The 18,401-nt window shown below is 45.0% G+C and carries 14 protein-coding genes; 9 read left to right on the top strand and 5 right to left on the bottom strand.

Features of this window, described 5'->3' with window-relative positions:
• Nucleotides 1–248: 248 nt before the first annotated feature.
• The 4 genes from AB4167_RS03150 to AB4167_RS03135 all read right to left on the bottom strand — a co-directional run bounded on the left by AB4167_RS03150 (nucleotide 249) and on the right by AB4167_RS03135 (nucleotide 3,295).
• Complete coding sequence (locus tag AB4167_RS03150) at nucleotides 249–902, bottom strand: hypothetical protein (protein ID WP_240799242.1); 654 nt, start codon at nucleotides 900–902, stop codon at nucleotides 249–251.
• On the bottom strand, nucleotides 895–1,434 hold the full coding sequence (locus AB4167_RS03145) for a YaeQ family protein (RefSeq protein ID WP_017061727.1): 540 nt from the start codon (nucleotides 1,432–1,434) through the stop codon (nucleotides 895–897). Before AB4167_RS03145 ends, AB4167_RS03150 begins: the two co-directional genes overlap by 8 nt.
• A 117-nt stretch (nucleotides 1,435–1,551) precedes the next feature.
• Nucleotides 1,552–1,761 carry a cold-shock protein gene (locus AB4167_RS03140; protein WP_010430417.1) on the bottom strand — a complete coding sequence of 70 codons (210 nt, stop codon included), beginning with the start codon at nucleotides 1,759–1,761 and terminating at the stop codon, nucleotides 1,552–1,554.
• A 448-nt stretch (nucleotides 1,762–2,209) separates the two neighbouring features.
• Nucleotides 2,210–3,295 (bottom strand): PQQ-dependent sugar dehydrogenase, encoded by a 1,086-nt coding sequence (locus AB4167_RS03135; RefSeq protein ID WP_136982816.1) that lies wholly within the window; start codon nucleotides 3,293–3,295, stop codon nucleotides 2,210–2,212.
• A gap of 270 nt (nucleotides 3,296–3,565) precedes the next feature.
• On the opposite strand from AB4167_RS03135, the gene AB4167_RS03130 reads away from it, so the two are divergent.
• From AB4167_RS03130 to AB4167_RS03090, 9 genes are all read left to right on the top strand, one after another.
• The gene (locus AB4167_RS03130; protein ID WP_017068235.1) at nucleotides 3,566–4,759 is read left to right on the top strand and encodes a multidrug effflux MFS transporter; all 1,194 of its coding nucleotides are present in this window, start codon (nucleotides 3,566–3,568) and stop codon (nucleotides 4,757–4,759) included.
• Between the two features lie 478 nt (nucleotides 4,760–5,237).
• On the top strand, nucleotides 5,238–6,050 hold the full coding sequence (locus AB4167_RS03125; protein WP_017061730.1) for a crotonase/enoyl-CoA hydratase family protein: 813 nt from the start codon (nucleotides 5,238–5,240) through the stop codon (nucleotides 6,048–6,050).
• Between the two features lie 93 nt (nucleotides 6,051–6,143).
• Nucleotides 6,144–7,334, top strand: coding sequence for an OmpP1/FadL family transporter (locus tag AB4167_RS03120; RefSeq protein WP_372136116.1), 1,191 nt, complete (start codon nucleotides 6,144–6,146; stop codon nucleotides 7,332–7,334).
• Nucleotides 7,334–8,023 carry a hypothetical protein gene (locus tag AB4167_RS03115; protein WP_017061732.1) on the top strand — a complete coding sequence of 230 codons (690 nt, stop codon included), beginning with the start codon at nucleotides 7,334–7,336 and terminating at the stop codon, nucleotides 8,021–8,023. The genes AB4167_RS03120 and AB4167_RS03115 overlap by 1 nt, the downstream gene beginning before the upstream one ends.
• Before the next feature lie 287 nt (nucleotides 8,024–8,310).
• Nucleotides 8,311–9,423, top strand: coding sequence for an NADH:flavin oxidoreductase (locus tag AB4167_RS03110; RefSeq protein WP_136982818.1), 1,113 nt, complete (start codon nucleotides 8,311–8,313; stop codon nucleotides 9,421–9,423).
• A 419-nt stretch (nucleotides 9,424–9,842) separates the two neighbouring features.
• Nucleotides 9,843–10,478 carry a CatB-related O-acetyltransferase gene (locus AB4167_RS03105; protein ID WP_136982819.1) on the top strand — a complete coding sequence of 212 codons (636 nt, stop codon included), beginning with the start codon at nucleotides 9,843–9,845 and terminating at the stop codon, nucleotides 10,476–10,478.
• A gap of 191 nt (nucleotides 10,479–10,669) precedes the next feature.
• Nucleotides 10,670–12,316 carry an ABC transporter transmembrane domain-containing protein gene (locus tag AB4167_RS03100; protein ID WP_372136115.1) on the top strand — a complete coding sequence of 549 codons (1,647 nt, stop codon included), beginning with the start codon at nucleotides 10,670–10,672 and terminating at the stop codon, nucleotides 12,314–12,316.
• The gene (locus AB4167_RS03095) at nucleotides 12,313–14,565 is read left to right on the top strand and encodes an ABC transporter transmembrane domain-containing protein (protein ID WP_372136114.1); all 2,253 of its coding nucleotides are present in this window, start codon (nucleotides 12,313–12,315) and stop codon (nucleotides 14,563–14,565) included. The genes AB4167_RS03100 and AB4167_RS03095 overlap by 4 nt, the downstream gene beginning before the upstream one ends.
• Entirely contained in the window at nucleotides 14,558–15,871 is a 1,314-nt protein-coding gene (locus AB4167_RS03090; protein ID WP_017061737.1) for an HlyD family type I secretion periplasmic adaptor subunit, read from the top strand. The genes AB4167_RS03095 and AB4167_RS03090 overlap by 8 nt, the downstream gene beginning before the upstream one ends.
• A gap of 76 nt (nucleotides 15,872–15,947) precedes the next feature.
• Here AB4167_RS03090 and AB4167_RS03085 read toward each other — a convergent pair.
• A partial coding sequence (locus AB4167_RS03085; protein WP_372136113.1) for a VCBS domain-containing protein occupies nucleotides 15,948–18,401 on the bottom strand: 2,454 nt, incomplete at its 5' end.

The raw sequence follows: 18,401 nt of genomic DNA, 5'->3' as shown, positions 1-18,401 counted from the left end.
GTTCATGGGGCGGATACATTTCAGGACGGGACATTCATTGAAATATATTCTAAGCCTCGCTTTATGCGGGGCTTTTTTACGCCTGTAATGAAGTCAACTGTAATGGCTGAGAATGCTGTTATTCCCTAAAGTGAAGAATGAACGTAATAGGGAATCTGTTGCGGCCAAGCAGAAAAAGCACGCTCTATATCTTAACGTTTGTTGAAAGCATATAGAGCGTAACTAGAATCAGTCGCTGGTGGGAGTGCTTAAGAAAGGTTAAACAAACGCTTTAAGTGGTGAACAATACCTGATGGCTTGTTCTCGGCTTGATAGATGTTCAAACCATCGTAAAAACTGGCCATGAACTCTACGCGAATCTCATCATCACTGCTTCTCGATATACGAGACAATAGCGTAGCGGCTACAGCTGCGTGATCATTGGCTAGGCTGTAATCCATTCCTAGTCGTCCTTGAATGAACAACCACAAATGCGTGACTAGTTTTAACTGTTGAGCGTTAGAGTTTTGAAACTTGTCGCTGTGCTCAGTTCCCACTGTATTATCGAATACATTTTGCATCGCCTCATTCGCTTCTTTATTGCTTTCAAAGCGATAGCTTGCATCGATATGTTCCTTGGTTAGCAAGCCAAGCAACGTCTGACGTGCAGAGTTCTCCGGCTTGTTCTCGCAAGCGTGTTTAAACAAAGCGTGGTTTTCATCAATAAATGACGACAGCTCTTTCTCGTAGCCTGTCGAGAGCGCTTTGACTGAACCTAAACCTGCTTCTTTTAAACACTGGTGAAGCTTGGTTCTAGCTTGTTGTTTAGCTTTGATTTCTTGCTGCGCGTCGGCTTGTTGCTTGGCTTCTTCTAGCTGGCTAGCTGCTGTTTGCGAATTATTCGGGGTTGGACGCTCAGTCATTACTCTGTAGCTCTTCCCACGTTACTTCTGCCGATTGAGTATCGCTGTTAATGAAAGCAGAGTTACCCGTCAGCATGACTGAAAGATCCATCGTACGTTGTGTCATCGCCGCTAGCTGCTCAATACCATCGTTGTCTAGACGAACGATCTGAGCTTTTAGGTAGCCGAATTTACCTTTGTTCTGCTCCCACCAAACGTTTGATTTAGTGTTGAAGCTGAATACGCGTACTGATTTAGATAGGCGAGTTGCCTTCTTAACACGCTCTGGATCGGGTTCGCCCACATCGACCCATTCTAGGATTTGATCGTCTAACGACTTCTGCCATAAATCGGGTTCTTCAATGCTAGACAATCCTTTAGTGAACTCAAGTTCAGGAGATGCATTGATACAGAAAGCCATGATTCGAGCCATCATTCGCTGTTCTGTTTCAGAAGGGTGTTGTGCAACCGTTAGATTGAAAGAGTCGTAATAGTCGCGATTCATATCGGTTAAAGAGATACGAAACTTATAGATTGTCGGTTTAAGAGCCATTGAGAGGGTGTCTTAGGTAGAAATAGTGAAGGGGAATATTACCTTAAATCTCTGAATAGCGGGTAAAAAAATAGCCAGCAGAGGCTGGCTATTTTTAGAAAGCTTTAAAATACTAAATTAAAGTACTTTGATGCTGTCAGCTTGTGGGCCTTTTTGACCTTGAGATACTACGAACTCAACTTTTTGGCCTTCAGCAAGAGTTTTGAAACCGTCGCCAGTGATAGCAGAGAAGTGTGCGAATACGTCTGGGCCGTTTTCTTGTTGAATGAAGCCGAAGCCTTTAGTTTCGTTGAACCATTTTACTGTACCAGTAACTGTGTTAGACATGATGATATCCTAAAATTAAATTTTTATTTTGAGCCAATTGTGGCACTGATAGCGCGGAAAAGTTTATTGCTATTGCGTACAACACAACGGGGTTACTAGTAATCCAACGAAATGTTTATATACAAAGAACTTTCTTTCTAGCCGGGAACGAGTCTAAATCAAATCAGGGGATAGTCAATCGAATACATAGGGAAAGGTTGCAGAAACTTGGGGGTAGTCAAACTTTGCATTCCTTAAATATCATGGAGTTACAGTTGTATGGTGATTTGTTGTAGTTTTTGTGAAAAAGGTGGTCGAAATTGATGACGAATTTGGAGTAAATGCACTGTTTTAGCGCATTCATTTTTGCAAATTTAAAGCCGCTAACTGGGCGTTGAGCCCACTTTTAACAGCTTATATTTATAAATGTCGTTGTAAGGTAAGTGCCTTTACTTGAACGAGGTCTCGGCTACTTTTTCAAGCGGTACAGGTTGCCATTATCAGTGCTGAAGAAGATGTCTCCGTTTGGTGAAGTTTCGATGTCTCTTATCCTTTCGCCCAAGTCCTCTAAAATGCGTTCTTCCTCGATTGCCTCACCTTGTTCATTGACTGTCACAATATTGATGTGAGTAAGTTTTAGTGCGCCAGCCAGCAGTTTGCCTTTCAGCTCTGGGTATTTGTCTCCTTGGTAAACAATCAAACTGCCCGGAGCGATTGAAGGAACATAGACTTTTTTTGGCGCTTCAATACCATCTTTGGTTTCCGATTCGCCAACGCTGATAGGGCCCCAATACTCTTTTCCGTGTGAGGTGACAGGCCACCCATAGTTGGCACCCGCTTTTATTAGGTTAATTTCATCACCACCGCGAGGGCCGTGTTCAATCGACCAAAGCTTTTGAGTCGGGAAATCGTAATACAGACCTTGTGGATTACGATGGCCAAAGCTCCAAATTTCATTGAGCACTTTGTTGTTATCCGTGAATGGGTTATCGCTTGGTGTGCTTCCATCGGCATTCAGTCGTAATATTGATCCGGCGTGAGTCATGGTGTCTTGGCCGTTGTCTCGATCACCACGGTCGCCGATTGAAAAATACAGGTGGCTATCATCAAAGGTGATACGGCTACCAAAGTGACGTCCGGTGTCCGTTCTAGATTTAGATACAAACACATCTGTCCAATTGGTGACTTCATTATTGCTGTAATTAGCAAAAGCCAGTGTCGTTACGCCTTCACCATCGACGTCTTTACTGTAAGTGACGTAGAACTTTCCGTTTTCAAAAGGGGAGAGTGCGATATCCAATAATCCACCTTGGCCTTTCGCCCATACATTGGGCAGCCTGAACAGTGTGTTTTGATTGCCTGTTTTTAAATCGACATGTTTAATGACGCCTGATTTTTCTGTGACTAACATGGACTTATCGTTGACATAAGCCAGTCCCCAAGGGATCACGAGTCCGTCGGTGATCTTCTCTGCCTGCCATGCAAAGGCTGACGTTATAGGACCAGAGGCAAGCAGTGCCAAAGCACATGAAAAAATACGGTGATGAGTGTTCATTGAAATCCCTTGATTATGAGCATCTAGTGTTAGTCTAGCGCTTGTGACCGATTGGCGGAAAGCCGAGGTTGCTGAAAAGTGACTATTCACATATTTAGTTGAACGCCTATTGTATGATTATACAAGCTCACGTATGTTTACTGTGCCTTTCTCTATTTGATCCCGTCGGAGCATTATGAACAACTCACCAGCAGCATTTTCGCTATTTTCTCAGTTTTTATGTTGTGAGTTAGATACGCACGATTTTTCTTCGAACGGACCTATTAAACGATGAGTCGTGGATTTGATTTTAAATCGATCTTACTTGCGTGCTTGGTCATCAGTATCGGGCAGCTCAGTATGGGCTTGGTGTTTCCTTCTTTGCCTTGGATCGCAAAAGATTTTGATGTCTCGCTAGAGCAAGCCCAGCTTTTGGTGAGTGTGTATTTATTAGGCTTTGGCCCTTCCCAGTTTATTTATGGCCCTATTTCCGATGCTTTGGGACGCAAGAAGGTACTGCTAAGCGGTTTGTTGATTGCCATGCTTGGGTTATTGATGATCATCTTCTTCAGCCATTCGTTTACTAGCATGGTGATGGGGCGATTCCTGCAAGGCTTAGGAACCGGTTGTTGCGCGGTACTTGCTCGTGCTTCTACGCGAGACAGATTCAGTGGGGCAGACTTGCCTTTGGCGATGTCTTACATTGCTATGGTTGCGTCTATAACACCTTTGATCGCGCCCGTTATCGGTGGATTCATTAACTTCCATTTTGGCTGGAGCATGGTGTTTATCTCGCTACTTGGCTATGTCTCATTAGCTTGGGTGGTGTTAGCGTTCAAATTTAAGGAAACCGTCACTCAGGTTTCGGCGATCCCTTCGCCTAAGAGAATGGTTTCTCAATATAAAGAGCTACTCACTTCTCGTTATTTTATGAGCTTTGCGAGTATCGGTTGGCTTAACTTTAGCTTGATGATCACTACTGTGTCAGTGATGCCGTTTATCATGCAAAATCAGATTGGCATGACATCAGATGAATACGCGATGTGGGCGGTGATTCCTGCATTAGGCATGCTTGGCGGAACAAGCTTATGTAACCGTATTCGCCCTATGCTGGGCAACAAGAAAACTCTGTTATGCACTCCTGTATTGCACGTTGCTGCGGCCTTGTGGCTGTTCTTCTGTCCACTCGAACCTTTGTATCTCATGCTTGGCCAGTTCTTGATGATCCTTGGTAATGGTATTGCGTTACCTTGTGCTCAGGCGTTAGTGATGTTGCCTTATAAGAAGAACGCTGGCGCGGCGGCTGCGATGTCTGGTGGCGGGCAGATGGTGGTGTCTTCAATGGTGAGTATGGGCCTGGTTCAGTTAGGGTTAGGGGAAGCGTGGCATTTATCGCTCGTTATCATGCTGTTCACATTGATTACCCTGTTTAACATTTTGCGTGGTTTCAGTAGCCAAGAAGCGAGAGAGTCTCAGCTCAGTTAGTTGCTTAGGTAATTAGCTAGCTGCCTGGCTAGTAGGAACGAGAAGGCCATTGAAATGATGAATTTCAGTGGCCTTTTTAATGTTCAGCGCTTTGGTTTAAGTTACCAGAATATATGCTATTTTCTGACTGCTTAGGGTAAGTGGTAGTGTTCCGAGCGCAGCTTGCGGCAGGGACGTTAGTTTCCATTATTGCTGGCAGCTACTTTATCTTCTTGCTACTGAAATCTCGAAGAACATAGGTTTTGCTCATGACCGAAAGCCATTGCTAATCAAAGCTACTGGCAATCAAAGCCATTGGCGATAAAAGCTACGGATGAAAAGCAGTGAATGGAGCGATCCATCACTGCTTTTTTGTTGATGTCGTTTGTGTAAAGGGAAAGACGTTAAGCAACACAGGTCTCGCTTCTTAATGTGCAAGTTTGGCATATGTTAATAAAATGTATAACCTAAAGGTCTGACCACTGATAAGGTAGCCACCATGCCAAACCTCGATCGTATTACTTGTTCTATCGATAAAAACCAAATTGCGACGGTTGTGTTGAATCGACCCGATAAGCTCAATGCTATTGATATGGCAATGTTTCAAGGCGTGAATAACATGGTGACTCAGCTGAAAAAGAACACCGAGATTCGTGCCGTAATAGTAAAAGGTGAGGGTTCTGATTTTTGTTCAGGGCTTGATGTTAAGTCCCTATTAACCAGTAAATCTGGGGCGATGAAGCTCTTGTTTAAATGGCTACCGACATTGCCTAACGCTGCACAACGCTTTTCATTGGGTTGGCGAGATATTCCATGCCCTGTCATTTTTGCGATTCATGGTCGTTGTTGGGGAGGCGGCCTGCAATTGGTCAGTGGGGGTGATTTTAGAATTGCTAGCCCGGATGCGAACTTCTCTATATTGGAAGCAAAGTGGGGTCTGATTCCAGACATGGGAGGCGCTATCGCTTTTAGAGAGCTGATGCGTAAAGATCACACCCTTGAAATGGCGATGACGGCCAAAGTGATCGACTGTGAAACCGCTAAAGAATATGGGTTGGTGACCAAGATTGCCGAAGATCCTTACGCTGAAGCCTATGCGTTGGCACTTGAGTGTGCGAATCGGTCGCCAGATGTCGTCGCTGCTAACAAGAAGCTCTACAACAAGACTTGGTGGTCAAGCCCGGGCATGGCTGTATTCTGCGAAACTTGGTATCAGATAAAGGTTGGGTTAGGTAAGAACAGGGCGATTGCTGCTCAACGTGAAATTCATCGAGACAAACCACGCCCTTACGTCGCCAGAAAGTTTAAATAGCGCTTGTACAGGAATAATGGATATTCCCTTTGTTTATTGAGCTTTGCGGTAACCTTAGAGCAATTTAATGTCTAAGGCTAAATGAGCGCTCTGATGAACAAAACTTTTACTTACTCTCTAGCTGCCACTGCAATTTTTACGAGCTTAAATGCATTCGCAAGTGGCCTGTTTTTGCAAGAAGCTGTCGTTGCCAACGCTGGTACTACTGGCGCTGGTGATGGTGTTTACACTCGATCTGCAGCGGCGATGTGGACAAACCCTGCCACTATGTCTCACATGGGCGAAAGCAAAACGACCATCAACACCATGGCATTCGATCTTGAAATGAAGTATCAAGATAACGGTGGTAATCCAGATGGTAAAGCTCATTCCGTAATGCCGTCATTTGGTGCCTTCCACGCTCATCAAGTCACAGACAAATTACACCTTGGTATCGCGCTTGGCGCTGTTGGCGGCTCTAGCCTTGATTACGGCAGTGATTGGGCGGGTGCTGCACTTCTAGAAGATATCACTCTTACTGCAATGCAAGTGAACCCATCACTGAGTTATAAGCTGAATGACCAATGGTCAGTAGGCGCGGGTGTGCAATTCAGTTGGGCTGCATTCAAACAAACAACGTCAATGCTTACTGCGAAGCAAGATACTGACTGGGCATACGGCTATAACCTTGGCGTAATGTACACACCGACAAATAAACTTAAGCTGGGCGCAAGTTACCGTTCTAAGCTAGAGCATGAGTTTAACAATGATGTAAATGGCGTTATTAACCAAGGCGTATTGAATTCATTATCAACTGATATTGCTTTACCTGAAATCATCGATGTCAGTGCGAGCTATGCTTTGAACTCTCAACTTGACCTGCTTGCTAGTATTCAGTTCCACCGTTGGAGTGAATGGGATACAACCGTTCTTGATTTTGGAATAGCAGGAAGTCCAATTAATGGTGTTCCGATTGAGCGTGACTGGGATGACGTTTGGAAATTTGCGGTAGGTGCGGATTATCAATTGAATTCAGACTGGCGTTTGAAAGCTGGCTTCTCTTACGAAACTTCTCCGCAAGACGATCCGTCAATGCAATGGGTTGACCTTCCTGTGGGTGAACAGTACCGCTACTCAGTTGGCGCATCTACCTACTGGGACGACATCTTAATTGATGTGTTCTATGAATACGCTGATTTGGGTTCAGTTAAGATGGATCGATATGGTCGATTTGGTCAAGTTAATCTGTTGAATGGTTCATTCGATGGCCGTATCCACTTTGTTGGTGTTAGCGCGACCTTCTAATGACATTACGTAATCTACTAATCATTACTTTAGTGTCTTTATTTTCAACGGGTGCTTTTGCTGAAGAGAAGCACCCTGATGATCCGACTAAAATTGTAACCAAAGCTGGCGTTGCTTATAACGAAGATCTGCAGTTCTCTGGGTCTATTGGGCTTGATGAAGCGCGAATGATCAACGCTCGTGTTAATGCTGACGGTGAAGAGTGGCGAGTAGGCGGTTCATGGTTGTTGCCTATGGGGATCGTCAATTTCAACTTTAGCCGCTCTGAATACGACAACGATGCTTATAAGAACAACTACAGTATTGGTACGTTTATACCACTGAGTTATTTCGACATTGAGCCGTTCGGTTGGCAAATCTTCCCTATGGCTGGCTACAGTTATAATGATGGCGAAGTGGCGGTTTTCGATGATGATAACGTTGGCTCTGATTATGTATTGATGCCGAGTTCAACACACGGTGGCTACATTGGTGCGTTTGGTTTAAAAACGATTACGGATGAATGGTCTATCATGGGCTTCGGTGGCGGTTCAATGGGGTCTGATGATTATTCAGGGTATTGGGCAGGCGTCGGTGCTAGCTACAAGTTGAGTGACGCTCAATCATTCAACTTCTTCACTATTTTTGCTGAGGACGATTTCGGTGAAAATAACAGTGTTGGCGCGTCTTACACCTATGAGTTCAAATAACTGTTAGCAGGCAGAAATTCGCAGGTGGACACCTCTCGTAAGAACCATTGACTTAGTCCAGATTAAATTGAACAAAGTCGCTTATTAAAACTTAGCGACTTTCTTTTGTTACCATTTCTCCAATCTTTTTTATCTCTTTTTGATGCTTTCTATATCTTTCTCACATGAGAGTGCCGCTCTCTTAATCTAGATTAAGTTTTCGTTGCCTTATTCTCTGTAGTATCCGCCTGAATCAGTGCCCATGCTTAATGGGTAACTTGCGTAACACGATTTTGAGAGGAAGACACTTGAGCACTTTGTTTACAGAAACCCACATTGGCAAGATGACACTAAAGAATCGCTTCATGAGAAGTGCAACGTGGGAAAATATGGCCACCGAAGATGGGCATATGACAGATAAACTGTACGCTATCTATGAAGAGTTGGCTCAAGGTGAAGTCGGCCTGATCGTGACGGGCTACGCGAACATTGTTGAAGAAGAAAAGCCGAATGCAGGCATGATGGGTATGTATAACGACTCATTCATTGAAGAGTATCAAAAGCTGACTCAACTGGTGCACGACAACGACTCTAAAATCGTGATGCAATTAGCTTATGGTGGCACCAAAACCACGCATGATCTTGGCGAACGAGTGATCTACGCACCAAGTGAGGTTCCAGAAAAAGGCACTCAAACACTAGGTAAAGCGATGACCACAGACGAGATCGACTACATTGTTGATGCGTTTGCTCAAGCGTCTTTGAGAGCACAAAAGTCAGGCTTTGATGGCGTTGAAATTCATGCCGCTCACACTTACCTGATTAATCAGTTCTTAAGCCCTTATTACAACCAACGTGAAGATGAATACGGCGGTAGCTTAGAAAACCGCATGAGATTTTTGTTAGAGATCTATACCGCGACACGTAAGCTGGTGGGTGATGATTTCCCTATCTTGGTTAAGCTCACGGCATCCGAGTTTTTTGAAGGTGGCGTCACCTTTGAGGAAACACGTATTGTCTGTAAAAAGCTTGAACAAGTGGGTGTGGATGGCATTGTCGTGTCAGGCAATATTCATGGCAAAGCAGACACTATGATTGGCGAGTCGCACGATGGTTTTACCATTCAAGCTGAAGGCTACTTCCATGAGTATGGTCACGCGATTAGCCAAGACGTTAATATCCCAGTGATCACGGTTGGTGGTCTAACGGATTTTGATGCTATCGAAGCGATTGCAAACAACACGGGCATTGAGTACTTCGCGCTTTCAAGACCGCTGCTTTCTGAACCCCATTTAGTGAAGCGTTGGAAGGAAGGGGATAGAAGCCCTGTTGAATGCGAACGATGCTCTAAGTGTCGTACTAAGCGCGGTAACTTCTGCGTGGTGAATAAAGACAGAAAAGTACAGCTTGCACGCATGTAGTCGCTGAGCCCAGCTCCAAGCGAGCTCCGAAGTTTATAGCTGAGTCTAAGTTTGAGCCTGTGTAATCGCGCAGGCTCTTGTTCATTCCGTATTCCACGAAACGAAATTTGAAACCTTATTAATCACATCTTCCTGTCAAATTGGCGCGACTAAACAGTTACACTACGCCTGTAAATTATCCAACCAAGTTATCGATAAAAACTGAGCAAACTTTGAAACTACTTCCTCTTCTTAAGCAACCTCGAATCCACTGACGTCTCTTTAGTTTTAGCGATATTGCTATGATTTAAGCGTGATACTCACTATTCATCCCAGTGAACCCTGTGTTTATAGGGCGTTAGTTTGTGCACCTTGGATTTGCATCGTCGAACATTTTGATAGTTAACGAATAAAACTTAATAGATCATTCAGAGGTAAAAATGCAAAAGAAGCATTGGTCCAAATTCGAGTTGCTGCATGAAGTCGTAACCAACCCCAATATTCACGTAAAAGGTCAACACAGTTATTACAGCGATTGCTGGGATAATGGGTTCGAGCAATCTGTCGTCCGTTATTTACATGGCGACGAAGTCAGCCGCCAGTGGGAGCCTCGATGGGAAATCGACGAACTCCATATCGGCGATTATGTCTGCATTGGCGCAGAGGTTGTGATTTTAATGGGTGGCAACCATACCCACAGAGTTGATTGGTTTTCGCTGTATCCATTTATGGATGTAATCGACGATGCCTACATTGGCAAAGGTGACACTCACATTGAAGATGGGGTGTGGTTAGGCATGAGAGCGATGGTGATGCCCGGTGTGACGATTGGCGAAGGCGCTGTGGTTGCAGCGAATAGTGTGGTGACTAAAGACGTCGCTCCATACAGCATTGTCGGTGGTTCTCCAGCTAAAGTCGTTAAACACCGCTTTGATGAGTCCGTTATTGACGAACTCATGTCATTCAAAATATACGAGTGGCCCTCAGATAAATTTGAAGCGCTGAAACCGTATTTATGTAACTCAGACTTTTCAAAGTTAAAGCAGGCGATAACGGATTACGACAATTGTTTGTAAGGAGCACTTGTAACGAGCACTTGTAACGAGCGTTTGTAAGGAGCGTTTTTAAGGTACGGGTATAGCCACAGATTTGTGTAGAAAGATCTGTGTCATATTTATATTGAAAAACACGTTAAATCAGTCCGTTACCTTGCAATACTCAACATGGTGTACCAATCTTATTTCATAAGCATGGATAAGGATTGTGTATGCCCGCAAGTTCAATGAAAAACAAAGGGGTGGTGGGGAAAGTCCTACTGCCTTCTTTACTCATAAATCTTCTCTCTCTCGCCGTTCCGTTAACGGTTTTACAAATTTACGATCGTATTTTACCTAACCAAAGTTACGGTACTGCCACTTTGTTGTTGGCGGGTGCAGCGTTGGCTGTTGCCATGGAAGCATTGATCCGGTTTGTGCGTACTTGGCTTTTGTCAGCCGCGGCCAGCAATACCGAGAAAGCGACCTATCAAACCTTGGTTGAAAGAGTAACAACGGCTTCATCAGGCCATCTCCGCCAAATTGGTGTTGGCGGCGTGGAAGAGGGGCTTGGTTCTGTATCCAAAGTCAAAGATTGGTATTCTGGTGGTGTGATTGCAGGCTTTATTGATTTGCCTTTTGCCTTGATCTTCTTGGGCTTGGTGGCTTACATCGGCGGTGAGCTGGTGGCGATACCTTTGGCAGTTTGGCTGATTACTCTCGGAATCGTTTGGTTATCTTCTATTCGCGTTAAAAGTCTAAGTGAAGAAGCTTCCCAAGATGAGCAGGAGCGAAAAGCGTTTTTAATTTTGCTAAGCCAAACCATTCAAGGAATCAAACGCCAGGCCGTTGAGTCTCGAATCTTCAATCAATTTAAATCCCTCAATAATGTTCGTTCTCAGTCTAAAGCGAGAGAAGAGGAACAGAATGCCTTCGCTCAAGAGTGTATTCAGCTTGCCGCATTAGCCACGTCAGTTTTACTCGTGATTACTGGCAGCTTATGGGTGTTGGATGGCCAGTTAACCACAGGTGGATTGGCGGCATGTTCTATCTTATCGGGCAGAGCGGTTGCACCTTTAAGTGCTTTAGTGGGAGTTCGAATCAAGCTTAATTCAATACACAGTGCCAATCAGGCAATAGAAAAATTGAGTGACTTATCACTATCGGATTCTTCAGATTCTGAGCAAGCCGAGAACCACTTATCTGACTTTGAGACGTTGGAAATCAAGCAAGCGACCGTTGAAAGATATGGTGAACTCTCTCATGCAGATGTCACCTTGAATAAAGGTGAGTTGGTATTGTTAGAGAGTGAAGATCGCCACACCAACAGTCATTTATTGTCGTCGATTGCAGGTATTGATGATCTGAAAGCGGGTGAGTGCTTCATTAACGGAGCTGCAGTTTCAATCGCATCCGTAACCAATATTGTGGCCTACTGTGGCGTTAAAGGGCAGTTGGTGTCGGGTACTATTCTCGACAACTTGTGCGGGTTTGACCCTGAGAAAACGCAAAGCGCCAGTGACTATGCAAAGCGTTTGGGTTTAACCAAAGAGATTACTCGATTACCCGATGGGCTCGAGACACAAATTGGCCATACGAGTGCTTCTTTGTTGAGTATGGGTAACGTGAAAATGCTCAATATCGCGGCTCAATTGGCAAGTGATAAACCCATAATCATGTTGGAAAGGCCGGATTCTTCACTTGATTTAGACGCCCTTGGGAATCTAGCTAAGGTGTTGGAAGAAGAAGTAACGGCAGGACGCACGATACTGATGGTGAGCTACCATTCGAAGCTTCGCGAATTTGCTAATCGAATCATTACAGTGGAAAGTCGAGCTATTACGGTCGACAGCGAGAGCAATCAGGAGGCCGTCGTATGAATCGTTTAGATATTGGTAACCCTTCAGGTACGAACAACCGTGCAGATACCAGCGGTCGACAAGAGGTGATGAATCATTTAGAAACCGAGAGCCTTTCCGTTCTTAAGCAGTTGGAAGTTAATGCTAATATCCAGTTGTTCGCACATCAATGGGTCGATGAAAATGGCATTGAATCAATCGACGATATGTTTGCCTTGTTCGACAGGCTTGCACTGCCTTATCGCTTGGTTGCCAACCTAGATGACGTTGGTGAACATAAATTGGTCTTACTGGTACTTGGTGAACATGAGCTGGTCTCTGGTCATTTAGAATCCAAGCAATTTGTTGCCTTTAATGCCAATGACGACATTACCGATGTCCCTCAGTTTTGTATTGTTATCGAAGGACCACCGCTAGAGAAGGCTTCTCCTGATTGGGTTGGCGAACGACTACATGCGTTTCGCCCCATTATTCCTAAATTACTGCTAGTCAGCTTTATCACTAACTTATTTGCGCTTGCCGTTCCTTTCATCACGATGTCGATTTATGACCATGTGATTGGTGGTGATGCAGGGCATGAGTTGCAAGGTATCGCCATTGGCGCGGCGTTGTTGTTTGTGATGATGGGTTGGTTGAGAACATTACGTAGCCGAGTGTTTGCTTCAGTTTCGAACCGAGTAAGTCGTGAGATTTCTCAATCCCTCGTGCAGCGTCTGCTTCGTAATAGCTATGCTCAAAATCAGCAAACAGCTTCTTCTAGTCAGCAAAACCAAGTGATGTTGTCAGAGCGTATTTCAGGTGTGCTATCGGGGCCATTAGGAAATGCGCTGTTTGATCTGCCATTCATTCTTATTTTTGTACTTGCGATAGGTGTTTTAGGCGGATGGTTGGTGCTGGTTCCAGTCGTCTCTTTAATCCTTTATTACTTGCTAGCAAAACGTTCGATACGCTCTAGCAGTAAGCGCTCAATGCAATCGACAGTGGCAGGTACGAATCGTCAAAACATGACCAATGAACTGTCATCCAAACTCGCCTTTATTCGCAGTGCTGGATTCTCAGAGCACTGGATTCAACGCTTCAAAAAGGCCAATCTTCTTGCTTCAACAGTGACCTTTAATCAATCGGTTCTCCAGAGTCGGTACACCTCGATTTACTATTTCATTGGTGTGGGCTCGACACTCGCGGTGATGGGGTTAGGCATAGGACTTATTTTTGAACAAGTGATGACCCCTGGTGGTTTGATTGCTTCAATGATGTTGATATCTAAAGTGACGGGTCCCGCTCAGGTGTTGGCAAACAGTGCGATGCGTTTTAACAGCTTTAATCAATCCAAATTGCAAGTGAACCGTATCTTGTCTCAGCCGTCCGAGCGTGAATTCAGTTACCAGCATCACCCGTTACCTGTGGTAGCGCCTAACTTGAAATTAGACCAAGTGACACTGCGTTATCCTAAACAGAGTCGCCCCGCTTTGAATGGTGTGAGCTTTGATATTGAAGCGGGTGAAATTGTTGCGATTACTGGCCCTTCTGGGAGCGGTAAATCAACATTGATCGAAGTACTGTCTGGTTTGCAGCCTATCCAAAATGGTATGGTCGAGCTTGAAGGCGTTAACCTCGTTCAATACGACCCGCAGCTCTATCGCCACTGGTGTTTCATTCGAGCGGCATATCCTGATTTGCTTACGCTGAGTATTCGAGAGTGGCTAAACGACGGTCACAAAGTCGAAGATCAGAAAATGATCTCTGCAATTGAAATGGTCGGCGGAAAGCGTTGGTTCGAGACATTATCAGGTGGGCTCGATACTTCCATCAGCAGTATTCAGCCGGACAGCCTTTTTGACATGTTGTCTGGCAGCGTCGCGCAGATCCTCATTGACGCGAAAGCGCTGGTTTATGACTACCCAATGTTCTTAATGGATAATCCTGTGCCTGATGCTCACCCAAATGCTAAACGTATATTTGGTGAATTTGTGCAGTCGAAAAAAGGAAAAGCAACGGTGATTTACACGTCCCACGATCCGGATTTAATCAAGCTTGCCGATAAAGTGGTGGTATTAAATGAAGGTGCAGTGGTTTATGCCGGTCCATTAGAGCCGGAGCAGTCTTCGAAGCAGGAACAGCCTTCAGAGCCTCAAACTTCTCAAGAACCGCTGTTATCTGAGCAACCGTTATCTCAAGAGCTACAGCCGTCAACTCAAGAGGCGTCTGCTCAACAAAATGCAGCCCAACAAGAACAATCAAAGTCTAAGCAAGGAGTCGCTAATGACTAAACAATCTATCGAGAAGGGCAAGCGCTACGGTGAACTTGTTGAATCACAAAATACGGCTCGTACATTGGCGCTGGCCACATGGTCGGTTGCCTTATGTGTTATTGCTTTTGCCACTTGGTCTGTAGTCACTCAAGTTGATGAAATCGCCAAAGCCAAAGGTGCTGTGATTCCAGAAGGCGAGAAGCAAGTATTACAAAGCGCGATTGGCGGTAAGTTAAAGCAAATTCTCGTTAAAGAAGGACAGCTTGTCGAGAAAGGCCAGCCGCTTGTTGAGTTTGATGCCACTTTCCAGCGTACCGCCCTTGAAGAGCTAAAGTCCCAACAAGTGACGCTTCTAGCCAGTGTAGAACGTATGAATGCGCTTCTTGAACAACGTGAGCCAAACCTTGCTGAGTTCGAGGTCGATTACCCAGAGATCGTCAGCCAACAAAAAGCGCAGCTGAACGCGCAAAAAGCCCTCTACTTCCAAAAGCGTGTGGTGCTTGAGAAAGAGAGCGAGCAAATTGCAGAGCAGCTTCGTAGCGTAGAAAAGGCCTTGCCGAGTTATGAGAAAGAGTTAAATGCGACTAAGCAAGAGTTGAACATACTGGAGAAGGGTTACAAAGCGGGTAACATTTCACGTTTACGTGTGCTTGAAATGCGACAAAAATTGGCCAGTATCGAACAGAAAATCGAAGAAGCTCGTGGTAAGAAGTCGGTATTGATTAGACAAGCTGACAGTAATGACCAAAAAATCATACAGCTTCTGGCGGAGGCGAAAGCTAAAGTGAGCGATGATCGTTCTAAAGCCGTATCTGACTTATCAGCATTGAATGCTAGAGTTCGTTCAAGCCAAGCTAAATTGACGAACACTATGTTAGTGTCACCGCTACAAGGCTTGGTGCAAAGCATACCAAGCACGCAGGATGGTGGTGTTATTCAGCCGGGTGGCACGGTAGTTGAAATTGTGCCTGTCGGAGGGAACGCTGACTTCAAAGCACGTTTGTCCCCAAGAGATATTGGTTTTGTGAGTGTTGGGCAGCCCACTCGAGTCAAGATTGATGCGTTTGATTACAGCCGCTTTGGGGCTTTAAAAGGGGCGGTAGAGAGTATTTCACCGACCACAAGTCAAAGCGAACGTGGCGAGATCTATTATGAAGTTGTAGTGTCGGTTGATACGCCTTACTTCCGTGATAACCCTGAAAGCTTTTCCATACTGCCGGGTATGACGGGTGAAGTAGACATCACAACTGGCGAGAAGTCGGTGTTCCAATACTTATGGAAACCGATTTATACCAATGTTAGCGTGGCGTTTGGAGAGAGGTAAAGTCCTCCACTCTGGCTTGCATAAAAAAGGAGCACATGCCGTGCTCCTTTTTTTATCTAACCGAAGGGGTGATGTTCTAGTTATTTGGGTCTATGTCAGGCAGTCCGTCAACGTCATTATGATGGTGTAAAGAATCATCAATAGATGGGTTATCGGTATGGTGAGACAGCCCATCACTCATACCATCGTCAGTTTGCTCAGCCCCATAAGCACTCTCGGCATCACTGAAAATGATATCGATATCATGCGCTACTGGTACATTGTGTGACGGTGAATCTATAGACGGCGAGTCAGCATTAATACCCAGAGCGTCTAGGTAAGCATGGGCACCAGAACGCTGTTCGTGTTCGCCTATCGCTGTATGTTCTAGGTTTGCCGTCACCTCATCAAAATTAAGAGTAACTTCATCAGGGGTGCTGAAAGATGCATCCGGTTCATCCGCATGGCTCATGCCGGGTGCTGGAGGAGGTGATGGAGCGATTGGCGATAAATCCATGCCAGTTAGTGTGGTTTGGTCAATGTGATGTCCGCTGTTTCCATGGACGGATTGCGAGTGCAAATGTAGGTGCACCGCGACTTGTGAGTTTTGATCGCCTCCTAGGGTTAAAACAAACGAGTCGGTTTCGTCTGTACCACTACCGTAAGAGCCTCCTGTATGTGTCTTAACGACGCCTGATGAAGTTTGTTGGTAATCGTAACTCAACTCTCCGGTTGCAGGATTGACATGCAAAGTACCAAATTGACCGTGTAATGCAGTGAGAGAGTGTCCGTGGTGATCTGATATTCCCCAGCCTGTCATTGGCGTAGGCGTTCCTTGGTGAATAATTGGAGGAATTCCGATTGAGGCATGCAGGTCCTGATTGCCTGCACTGCCGGTAATTTTTGCAGGGGCAACTAGGGTTGGCATTGGTGGAACATCGCTGTGTCCATCAATGCGCATTTCAACTTCTTGAGTTGTAATGCCCCCGTGTCCATCATCGACTAATAGAGAAAACTTATCGGTCAATTGTTCACCATTATTTAAAGCATTAACATGGCTATTGCTGTTATTAAGTGTGTAGACCCAAGTTTGTGTATTGCTATTATAGGTAACAGAACCATACTGTGGCTGATGTTGGCTATCAATACTGACAGAATGTTGATCGCTATGATCAACATCGCTGATAATAATTTGCCCAGAGGTCGCATTTGCAGCATCTTCATCAATGTTATGTGCACCTGCGATAACTTCAGAAACTGTTGGTTTATCATTAGTGCCATGCACATTGATGGTAATAATTTGTTTATCACCACCAGCGGTCGTTACTTCATATTGAACCTGCTCGACTTGCCCTGCCGCTAAGTGCTGAATATTGGCATTGGGAACCGAATAAGCCCAATCACCGGCTTTTCCAATGGTCAGATGACCGCCATAGGGATCACTGATCGCATGGGCATTACGAGTGTCGTAAAAATGATCTTCACCGGCATCAGGATCGATAACATTCAACACGCCAGTGACAAATATCGTATGTTGGGCATCACCTTGTACGTGGCGATCTTCTGTTATTTGACCGCTTTTATCTCCGGCGAAGATCGCAGCATCGCCAACTGCCGAGAGTGTTGTTGATGCACCGGTGTGGGTCACACCACCGTGGGCATCTTTGACGTCATAGCTAAAATGGACATCGCCGTTATAGTCTTTTTCTGGCGTAAAGGTAAAGGTGCCATCGCCATTAATTAATATCGAACCATGGTCGGCGTGTAGGTTCTCAATGGATAATTTGCCAATATCGTTATCATCGATATCAGTTGTGTTAGCAAGTAGCAGTGCTGGGGTGAGGACAATTTTGCTATCTTCTAAGCCATTCGCTAAACGCACTTCAGCCGAGGCAATTGGCGCATCATTGGTGCCATGAACGGTCACTGTGATATCTTTTTTAGCACTGCCATCAATAGATTCAACGGTAAAGGTTTGCTGGAAGCTTTCCCCTGCGCCTAAATGTTGGACTTTATCATTGTCAATATCGTATGACCAATGGCCCTTTGCGTTGATATTGAACCGACCACCTTCGGCGGTGGTGATGGTTTGTGCAATAAAACCGGCTTGGTCGTGATCGGGGTCAATCACGTGTAACGTGCCGCCACTGCTGAGCTGATTAGTGGTATTGCCAAAGGAAGTGTGATCTTCGTAAACATGATTATTGAGGCTGGAGTAGGGCGTTACTTCAATTTTTGCTTGGTTATCTTCACCGGTCACCTTCACCATAATGGTGAGCTTTTGACCATCATTGGTTTCGATTTCGTAGGGGAGCTCCATCGACTCGCCAGCATGTAGGCTACCAATGAGATCGTCCGCATGACGATTGGTAACAGCTTCTAATCTGAATTGATAAGTGCCATTAGGCCAAACATCAAGGTGACCAGGCTCAAACCCTTGGCCTAAATACTTCCCGCTAAAAACAAACTGAGTGTTATCACCACTATCAGGGTCAATTAGCTGAAGCTGGCCTCTATAGAATTTAAATTCACTATCCAGCGCTTGTGTTTC

It is taken from the genome of Vibrio sp. 10N.286.49.E11 (assembly GCF_041469505.1).
Classification (GTDB): Bacteria; Pseudomonadota; Gammaproteobacteria; order Enterobacterales; family Vibrionaceae; genus Vibrio; species Vibrio crassostreae_C.
The sequence above is the reverse complement of the archived record's forward strand: the minus strand, read 5'-3'. Positions and strand labels throughout refer to the sequence as shown.